This window comes from Brooklawnia sp., from assembly GCF_049651565.1.
Classification (GTDB): Bacteria; Actinomycetota; Actinomycetes; order Propionibacteriales; family Propionibacteriaceae; genus Brooklawnia.
In genome coordinates this window covers 1-8,555 of sequence record NZ_JBASCI010000275.1, presented here as the reverse complement: position 1 = coordinate 8,555, position 8,555 = coordinate 1, and the positions used below count along the sequence as shown (strand labels likewise).

9 protein-coding genes and 1 other RNA gene are annotated in these 8,555 nt (G+C 68.3%); 1 reads left to right on the top strand and 9 read right to left on the bottom strand.

The genetic code is table 11. The features are described from left to right. The 5 genes from WBL05_RS13540 to WBL05_RS13520 form a co-directional block, all read right to left on the bottom strand. Positions 1-476 (bottom strand): ComF family protein (locus WBL05_RS13540; protein ID WP_424226658.1); only part of this gene is annotated, 476 nt, incomplete at its 3' end. Between the two features lie 100 nt (positions 477-576). Continuing rightward, complete coding sequence (locus WBL05_RS13535; protein WP_424226656.1) at positions 577-2,349, bottom strand: LpqB family beta-propeller domain-containing protein; 1,773 nt, start codon at positions 2,347-2,349, stop codon at positions 577-579. Beyond that, the gene (gene mtrB, locus WBL05_RS13530; RefSeq protein ID WP_424226654.1) at positions 2,346-4,028 is read right to left on the bottom strand and encodes an MtrAB system histidine kinase MtrB; all 1,683 of its coding nucleotides are present in this window, start codon (positions 4,026-4,028) and stop codon (positions 2,346-2,348) included. The genes WBL05_RS13535 and mtrB overlap by 4 nt, the downstream gene beginning before the upstream one ends. Next, positions 4,028-4,759 carry an MtrAB system response regulator MtrA gene (gene mtrA, locus WBL05_RS13525; RefSeq protein ID WP_424226653.1) on the bottom strand — a complete coding sequence of 244 codons (732 nt, stop codon included), beginning with the start codon at positions 4,757-4,759 and terminating at the stop codon, positions 4,028-4,030. The genes mtrB and mtrA overlap by 1 nt, the downstream gene beginning before the upstream one ends. Before the next feature lie 58 nt (positions 4,760-4,817). After that, positions 4,818-5,384, bottom strand: coding sequence for a YqgE/AlgH family protein (locus WBL05_RS13520; protein ID WP_424226652.1), 567 nt, complete (start codon positions 5,382-5,384; stop codon positions 4,818-4,820). Positions 5,385-5,561: 177 nt separating this feature from the next. Here WBL05_RS13520 and WBL05_RS13515 point away from each other — a divergent pair, with 177 nt between their 5' ends. Continuing rightward, entirely contained in the window at positions 5,562-5,936 is a 375-nt protein-coding gene (locus tag WBL05_RS13515) for a VOC family protein (protein WP_424226651.1), read from the top strand. Positions 5,937-6,203: 267 nt separating this feature from the next. Here the strand turns inward: WBL05_RS13515 and ssrA are convergent. From ssrA to WBL05_RS13495, 4 genes are all read right to left on the bottom strand, one after another. Next, positions 6,204-6,572, bottom strand: a transfer-messenger RNA (tmRNA) gene (gene ssrA, locus WBL05_RS13510). Between the two features lie 67 nt (positions 6,573-6,639). Further along, the gene (locus WBL05_RS13505; protein ID WP_424226650.1) at positions 6,640-7,314 is read right to left on the bottom strand and encodes a DUF1707 and DUF4870 domain-containing protein; all 675 of its coding nucleotides are present in this window, start codon (positions 7,312-7,314) and stop codon (positions 6,640-6,642) included. Between the two features lie 139 nt (positions 7,315-7,453). After that, the gene (gene smpB / locus WBL05_RS13500; RefSeq protein WP_424226648.1) at positions 7,454-7,930 is read right to left on the bottom strand and encodes an SsrA-binding protein SmpB; all 477 of its coding nucleotides are present in this window, start codon (positions 7,928-7,930) and stop codon (positions 7,454-7,456) included. A 176-nt stretch (positions 7,931-8,106) separates the two neighbouring features. Beyond that, on the bottom strand, positions 8,107-8,555 hold a 449-nt coding region (locus WBL05_RS13495; protein WP_424226646.1), incomplete at its 5' end, for a M23 family metallopeptidase.

The following is an 8,555-nucleotide window of genomic DNA, read 5'->3' as shown; positions in this document are numbered from 1 at the left end:
CGACCGACCTGGTCGGACGCCGCCGTGCCGCGGGTCAACAACGGCCGGACCGGCCGGGCCAACTGGCACCCGGCCTGGTTGGCCAACGCCCGGGCATGGTCGTAACCGCGGCGCCGCACCGCGGCCTGGTCGGAAGGCACCGGGACCAGCACCGCGTCGGATGGGCAGTCCAGGCCGGCGACCGCCCGGGCCAGCAACGCGCCGAGCAGCCCGGCCAACTGCCAGGCACCCTCGTCCTTGTGGGCGATCAGCAATCGGGACAGCGGCTCGGCATAGGCGCCGCACACCAGCCCGTCGGGCAGCTCGAGCCCCGTCCGCCGTACTGGCTGGACGCCCACCGGCAGCAGCGCGCGGCACTGGCGGCAAACCGCCCAGCCCGGTACACCACAGCCAGGGCAGCAGGCGCCGAGCAGCAGGTTGCTGGCCGCCATGGCGAGCCGTTCGATGCTGGGCAACAGATGGGACACTCGGTTCATGCGGTGGAGGATCGCCGCTGCAGCTCCGGAACGGTCAGGCCATCGACGAAGCTGTGGACAGCTCGGCGACTCGGGCCGGTTTCGCCGGGTTGCCGCGAGCTCAACCCGGGTAGGCGAGGTCCGAGATGCCCCGCACCACCGGCGACCACCTGTACTGCGCCTCAAACCGCAGGCCCACCCCGCCGGCGGTCATCACGGCCACCGCGCCCATGGTGCCGATCGGCATGGCAGCCAACAGCACCGGATCCTCGTCGTTGAGCGGCCCCTGAGAGGTAACCAGCGCGGCGTCCACATCGAGGGAGTGCACGGCGAAGGTGGTGTCGCGCTCCCCCGCCCCGAGCACCAGCATCCGCTCGGGCGAGACGAACGCCACGTCCCGGAAGCTGGTGATCAGGCCGCGGGTGGTGTGGACCGGAAGCTGCCGCCAACCCTCCAGGGCGTGCTCCCCGGCGTCCCGGATCCGCAGCAGGCCGAGGCGCTGCACGTCCTCGGCCTCGACGATGACCGCCATCCTGGTCAGGTCAGGGCTGATCCGGAACTCGACGACCCGCGCCCCGTCCAGGTCCGGCAGCTGAAGCAGCAGCGGTTCCCCGATCGGCGGGATGCGCACCGCGACCGGACCTTCCTCGGTGTTGTCGATTGTCCACAGGTTGCCGTTCGCGTCGAACTGCGGCTTGACCAATCCAGTGCCGGTATGGCGCAGCACCGGTTCGACGTTGAAGTTGGTCGAAACGAACAGCCGCTCGCCGTCCTCGCTCAGCACAGCCAGCTGGTCCCCCGCCCAGGACGACGCCAGCCGGCCGGGGGTCTCGTCCCAGCCCCCGCCAAGCGGCCCCGAGACGGTGCTCAGCACCGAGTTCGGCGCCTCACCGATCCTGATCACCACGCCGTCCTGGACCGCGAACATGTCCCGGGGTGCGGTTGGCCGCTCGGGCGCGAACCGGGCGAGACTGGACATCCGCACCACACCGACGGTGTCGGCGCCACGGATCGACAACGGCCGGCCGTTCACCTCGATCAGCAGCCCGGTGATGGTGTCGAAGTAGCTGAGGGTGAACAGCAGTTGGGCGGCGGCCTGGGCACGCTGGTCGGCGCTCAGCGCCTCGATCTGCTCACTGAGGCTGACGTGCGCCACCCCGTTGATGTCGACCCAGGTACCCAGCGACGCCAGCTCGGTCGGCAGCACGTTCATCACCGCAGGCCGCAGCCACCCGCCGGGACCGTCGATGACTGCGCGCACCAGCGCGTCCGGCGAATCCGGGTCGATGTCGGACTGTCGCAGGAAGACCTGCTGGCTGACCATCCGTTGGCCGCTGGCATCCAAGTAGTAGACCGGAACCGCGGCGAACGCCCGGTGGAACCGTTGCAGGGATATCAGGATGCCCGGTCCGGGGTCGCCGATCCGCCACTGCCCGTCGACCTGGGTCATCTCGAAGTTGTGGGTGAAGTCCGGTTCGTACGCCGCGGTGAAGACGTTGTCGAGGTCCACCCGTCCGACCAGGGTGGCCCGCAGCACCGCCGAGCCGTCGGTCGTCACCACCCGGGACTGGCTGGTCGCGTCGTAGACCTGGATGCCGCTTTCCGGGCGCCAGCTGGCCGCCGCCTCCGGGGTCAGGAACTGGCGGGCCACCTGGTAGCCCTCACCGGGCGACTCGGAGGCGGAGAAGAAGCCCTCAAGGATCGCTTCCGGGCTGGCCCCGGGCTCGGGGGGCTGGGCCGCGACATCGATGCCGCGTGGCCGCGCACCGGGAGCGGCCACGCTGACCTGTTCGACCGGCCCGCTGGTCGGGAAGCTGGTGCAGGCGACCAGCGTCAGCGAGGCCAGCAGCAGCACGGCCAGCCAGCGGCAGCCCTTGCCGATCGTGCCGATCATGACTCCACCTCCCCCACCGGTCCCACCGGCGACGATCCCGAGCCCGCCCGGCTGTCGGTGGCCGGAAGCGCGAGCTGGCCGGCCTGGGCGGCGGTCGGTCCCACTTCGGCACCCGACCCGGGCGGCGGTTCGGCGTCCGCAGGCACCAATGGCAATGGTGACCGGTCGAGGACGATGCCCTGGTTGCGCGGCACGGTCAGCCGGAACTGGGCACCCCGGCCGGGGCGTCCCCAGGCCTGCAACCAGCCCTGGTGCAGCCGGGCGTCCTCCAGCGCGATCGCCAGCCCCAGCCCGGTGCCGCCGCCGACCCGGTTGCGACTCTCGTCGGCCCGCCAGAACCGGCGGAAGACCTGGTCGGACTGAGACGGGGCGAAGCCGACCCCGCGGTCTCGGACCGTGACCGCGACCGCCTGGTCGTCGCCGGCAACTGTGATCGTGACCGGACGCCGCTCGGCGTGTCCCAGCGCGTTGTTGAGCAGGTTGCGGAGTATCCGCTGGATCCGCCGCGGGTCGGCCTCGACGATGGTCGAACCCTCGATGACCAGCTCGATCGGCACCTCGAACCTCCGCGCGACCGCCTCCTGGGCGGTCACCTCTGCACTCACCAGATCGGCCAGGTCGACCTCCTCCAGGTTCAGCACCGCTGCCCCGGCGTCGAAGCGGGAGATCTCCAGCAGGTCGCCCAGCATCAGCTCGAAGCGTTCCTCCTGGTCATGCAGCAATTCGACGGTGCGCCGCAGGTCGGGTGAGAACCGGTCGCGTGACTCGTGCAAGACCTCGGTGGCCATCCGCATGGTGGTGAGCGGCGTCCGCAACTCGTGGCTGACGTCGGAGACGAACTGTTGCTGCACCCGCGACAGGTCCTCCAGCTGGCTGATCTGGCGCTGGAGTTCCGCCGCCATGTTGTTCATGGAGGTGGCGAGGCTGGCCATCTCGTCGGTACCGCGCACCTGCATCCGCTGGTCGAGGTCACCGCCGGCGATCCGTCCAGCGACGTCCCGGGCCGCCCGCAGCGGCACGGTGACCTGAAGCATGACAGTGAACGCGATGATCGCCAGCGCCGCCAGCAGCAGCGCCCCGGTCAGCCACAACGCTCGACGCAGGACCTGGAGGGTCTGGGTCTCGGCGTGGGCCGGGAACAGGAAGTAGACCGGTGACATCTGTCCCGAAGGCGCAACCAGGTGGCCACCGACGACCACGCCGGGTTCGCTGGAGCCGTCGTCGTAGCGCACGTCGGTGAGCGTCACGTAGAGCTGGCGCGGCTCCATCGACATCTCGTCGCGCAGGGTTTGCGGGACGCTGGCAGGCATCACCCCGCGGGACATGTAGACGCTGGCGGTGGTCTCGATGATGACGCTGAACTGGCCTGGCTGGCTGCCCACCTCGTCCGCCAGCTGCCCCAGGCGCTCCAGCAGCGACTCGGTGCGCAGATCGGTGTCGTCCAACTGGGTCTGCATGCGTTGCAGGGCGGTGGACGCCTCCACGATGCTGCCCTGCTTCTTCGAGGCCACGATGCCGTTGCGGGCCCGGTTCAGGAAGAACTGGCCACCCAGCAGCACTACCACGACCGACGCCACCAGCGTGGACACGATCACCCGCAGCGGCAACGACGACCGCCAGACCCTTCGGAACGTGGCGACCGCACGCTGGTGGGGTCGGCGAATCTGGTCGACCGACATCAATCCGCGCCCGCGGTGGCCTGCTCACCGGCCCGATAACCAACGCCGCGCACGGTGACCACGATCTCGGGGCGCTCGGGGTCGCGTTCGATCTTCGACCGCAAGCGCTGCACGTGCACGTTCACCAGCCGGGTGTCCGCAGCGTGCCGGTATCCCCAGACCTCCTCCAGCAGCGCCTCGCGGCTGAGGACCTGCCGGGGACGCCGGGCCAACGCAACCAGCAGGTCGAATTCCAGCGGTGTCAGGTTGATCAACTGGTCGCCGCGCCGGACGGTGTGGCTGAGCGTCGAGATGGTCAGGTCGCCGATCCGCAGGTGCTCGCTGGGCTCTTCGACCGGACGTGAGTTAGCCCGCAGCCGGGCACGCACCCGGGCCACCAACTCCTTGGCCTTGAACGGCTTGGAGATGTAGTCGTCAGCGCCCTCCTCCAGCCCACGAACGACGTCCACGGTGTCGGAGCGGGCGGACAGCATGATGATCGGGACGCCGGAGAGCTCCCTGATCTGACGGCAGACCCGGATGCCGTCCAACCCTGGCAGCATGACGTCGAGCAATACCAGTGCAGGCTGGGTCTGCAGGAACGCAGCCAATGCCTGGTCACCGGTCGCACACCACTCGGCGTCGAAGCCTTCTTGCCGCAGGACGATCTGCAGCATCTCGGCCAGTGCAGGATCGTCGTCGACCACCAGGATCAGGTCGCGATGGGCAGCCGGCCCTGAAGATTCGCTCATGCTCCCCTCGTCGGTCGGTGACTGCCGTCAATGGTATCCCGCAGGCTCAGACGGCGGGTCAGTTGAGCTGTGGGTCGGGGGGCCAGGTGGACAGCAGCGCCGGGGTGCCGCCATGCCGGCGCAGGACGCGCCGCCACAGCCCGCTGGGGTCGGCAGTGAAGATGTCCTCCTCCCGGGAGTCCATCCGGTACCACAGCCCCTGAGCGAGCTCAGCCTCCAACTGCCCGGGCGCCCACCCCGAGTAGCCGGCATAGATCCGCAACGCGGTGTACCCGCCGGCGGCGAGTTCGACGGGGGTGTCTAGGTGCAGCAGCCCGATGTCGCCGATCACCCTACGCCACCCTGGCGGTTCCTCGATCGGATCGGCCACCTTGGCCACGCAAACGGCGCCGTGCTGTGAAACCGGCCCACCGGAGAACAGGACGCGGGGTGGGGCCACCAGTTCGACCCATTCCGGCAGCACCGCGCTGAGCGGGGTCTCGTCGAGTTTGTTCAGGGTGACCCCGAGCGCCCCGTCCCGATCGCAGTCGAGCAGCAGCACGACGGCGTGTTCGAAGAAATCGTTGGTCCCCTGGGTGGTGGACACCAGCAACTCACCGGCGGCGGGCGGCTGCACTGGTTTCACCCCTCAATCATCCCACCTTCACCTGAGGGGGTCGGGGAAACGGCTGGACGGGTTGCTGCGGTGACGTTCGGTGGTGAATCGGTAGCGCTGCAGGTGCTTGTGGTTCCAATGCACTGCCAGATGGACGGGGGTTGCGCATACTGGCCACGTCCGCACCCGAACACGACAGGAGCCAAAATGCCACACGGAGATGTCACCCACCTGGAGATACCCGTTTCAGACTTGGCCGCCGCAACCGACTTCTACTCGAGGGTCTTCGGCTGGCAGATCGCCGAGATGCCCGGCTACGAGGGTTACCCGATGTGGCAGGCCCCCAACAAGATCAGCGGCGGCGCTCTGACCGAACGTCAGGAGGGCTTCACCCAGCCGCGCAGCGTGATCGAGGTCGATTCCATCGACGAGGCACTGGCCAGGGCGACCGAACTGGGCGGCAAGGTCCTGATGCCCAAGGGGCCGATCGACGACACCAGCTGGTACGCCGTGTTCACCGACCCGGACGGCAACCAGATCGGCCTGTACGAGGGGCCGAGCCAGGCCGCACCGACCGAGTGACCCGGGACGGTTGGGCGGCTGAGGAGTCTGCGCAGAAGCAGGCCAATCCCGGCGGTAAGGCTACGCCAGCAGGAACGGCTTTCGCTAGCAGGAGCGCTTCGTGCCGAGGCCGGCGGCCTCTGTGCCGACGGCCAGGCCTGCTGCGCCGGACACCCGGTGCCGGGCCACCGGTCGCGCGAAGCAGGTCGTTCCGGGGGACGCAAAACGGCGTCTGCCTCGATGAAGCGGACGCCGTTTGTGCGTTCGGGGTGCCGGCCGTGATGCCTTGTGTGGAGGTGGCGGGAATTGAACCCGCGTCCTGACGAGGCGCACCAGACCTTCTCCGGGTGCAGCTGACTGGACGTTCTACTCGACCCCTGCACTCACGCCAGCATGTTGCAGACGGGCCCAGCCCGGTTTGAGTCCCGATCAGCCCTCCGGGCTGGAGCTGATCAGCAAGCCTTCTTGATGAGGCCAGGAACCGGAAGGAAGGCTACATCCGGGCTGACCCTTCGGTCACTGCTCAGGCAGCGAGAGCGAAGTCAGTGCGCTTTGCGTTGGCACTTATTGGTTCCCAAGGGACATTAACGAGATGACCTTGGATTCTCGACCCGCTTCTCCTGGTACTACCATCCCCAGTCGAAACCAGTCACCCCCCTGTCGAGTTGTCAGTGGTACAACGATACTCGATGGCCGAACATTCCCCGGCATCGGGAACGATCGCTCAGCGGCCGGTCGGATCGAGCAGGTTGACCTTGGTCACCCTGGTGAGCGGATTCGTCCAGTCGTGGCCGTTGCCGGCCTTCACGGCGCTCATGATGGTCAGCCCTAGCCAGCTCAGCCAGACCAGCCCGGTGAGGCTTCCAAGGCCCAAGATGCCGAAGACCATCGACGCGGCCAGGAAGATGCCGCCCGCGGCCAGCTGGTAGTTGAACGCCTTGGCCGCCTCACGGCGCAGGACGCTGCCGGGTCGCGAAACCGAGTGGATCACCAGCGGACCGAAGATCCAGGTGAACATGCCGGACAAATGGGTCAGGGCCGCGTTGCGTTCGGTGTCGGCCTGCCGGATGGCGGGCGTCCACCCCTGCTGGGGCTGGCCGGAGCGGGCGCGTTGGTACTGCTCGCCCACCCGGACCATCGCCTGGCTGACCGGCGCCGGGATGTTCTGGATGGCGCTGTAGAGCTGACCTGCTCGGGTGGCGTTCATCGCACGGGTGAATCGCTCTTCAAAGTCGGTGGTGGTTATTCGTCCCTCGCGGTGCGCCTGGTGCAGCAGCCGCTCGGCCCGGTCGCGATCGGGCTCCGAGACCGGGGCGTCCGGTGCCTGACCGTACGACATCTGGCTATCCATGCCCGGCTGTGGGTTGTTCAACAAGGGCCACTGCGAATAGTTCGTCATGCCAGCAATGATGCCGCGGCCTGCTCTTCACCGGTATCGGCCATCGCACCCATGTGCCCCTGTCGGTCCCCTGAGTGAAAAATGAGGGTTACCCGCCGGCTGCGTCACCAGGCCCGGGGACGCCGTTGGAGAGGGGCGGTCAGTGCCGCCCTCGGCGCCGCTCGGCCAGCTCGCGCTCCACGTCGCGGCGGGCGTCCCGCTCGGCGATGGTCTGCCGCTTGTCCCACTCCCGCTTGCCGGTGGCCACCGCCAGTTCGACCTTGGCGTAGCCGTCGGAGAAGTAGATGGACAGCGGCACCAGGGTGCGTCCGGAATCGGCCACCTGGCGGTCCAGCTTGTCGATCTGCCCTCGATGCAGCAGCAGCTTACGGTTGCGCCTGGCGGTGTGATTGTTGAAGGTGCCGAACTCGTACTCGGGGATGTGCGCGTTGCGCAGCCACACCTCACCGTTGTCGATGGTGGCGAAGGCGTCGGTCAGCGACGCGCGGCCTGCCCGCAGCGACTTGACCTCGGTGCCGGTGAGCACCATACCGGCCTCGACTGTGTCACCGATGTGGTAGTCGTGCAACGCCTTCTTGTTGCGTGCGACCACCTTGCGGCCCTTTTCGCGTGGCATCGGTCTCCTGACTGGTACTCCGTGAGCGGGCAACGTGCCTCGTGCTGAAAGCGAGAGCCCCACCCCCAAAGCCTACCAAGGCGAGGGTGGGGCTCTACGACCCAGCTGAGGGGCCCCGAGGGGGGATCGAGAAGGTCGGGGGGATGGCCGTCTCGGAGGGACCGCTCAGTGGGTGTCTACAGGTAGTTGGCCGGGTTGGTCACTTGCCCGTTGATCCAGGTATGGAAATGGAGGTGGCAACCGGTTGAGAGACCGGTTGTTCCAGTATATCCGACAACCTGTCCGCGGCTGACCCACTCGCCCACCGAAACGATGTACCCCTGTGCGTGGTTGTAACCGGTGCTCACCCGGACGCCGTTGATCCACCCGTTGTCGATAGTGAGTTTCCAGCCCCAGCCGCCGCCGTAGTACATCTCTGAGACCCGGCCGTCCGCCGCCGCGTACAGAGGCGAGCCGCAGCTGGCCGCGATGTCGAGCCCGTCGTGCAGTTCGCTGTAGCCGAGGACGGGGTTGGTGCGCCACCCGTATGGCGAGGAGTACCAGCCATTGGCCGGCTTGGCCAGCGGGAACCCGGAGGACGCTGCCGGCGCCGGGGCGGCCGGGGCGGGGGCGGCCGGTGCCGGAG

Coding starts and splice junctions, on each gene's coding strand:
- WBL05_RS13535 (WP_424226656.1), bottom strand. CDS start 2,349: ATGATCGGCACGATCGGCAAGGGCTGCCGCTGGCTGGCCGTGCTGCTG.
- mtrB (WP_424226654.1), bottom strand. CDS start 4,028: ATGTCGGTCGACCAGATTCGCCGACCCCACCAGCGTGCGGTCGCCACG.
- mtrA (WP_424226653.1), bottom strand. CDS start 4,759: ATGAGCGAATCTTCAGGGCCGGCTGCCCATCGCGACCTGATCCTGGTG.
- WBL05_RS13515 (WP_424226651.1), top strand. CDS start 5,562: ATGCCACACGGAGATGTCACCCACCTGGAGATACCCGTTTCAGACTTG.
- WBL05_RS13505 (WP_424226650.1), bottom strand. CDS start 7,314: ATGACGAACTATTCGCAGTGGCCCTTGTTGAACAACCCACAGCCGGGC.
- smpB (WP_424226648.1), bottom strand. CDS start 7,930: ATGCCACGCGAAAAGGGCCGCAAGGTGGTCGCACGCAACAAGAAGGCG.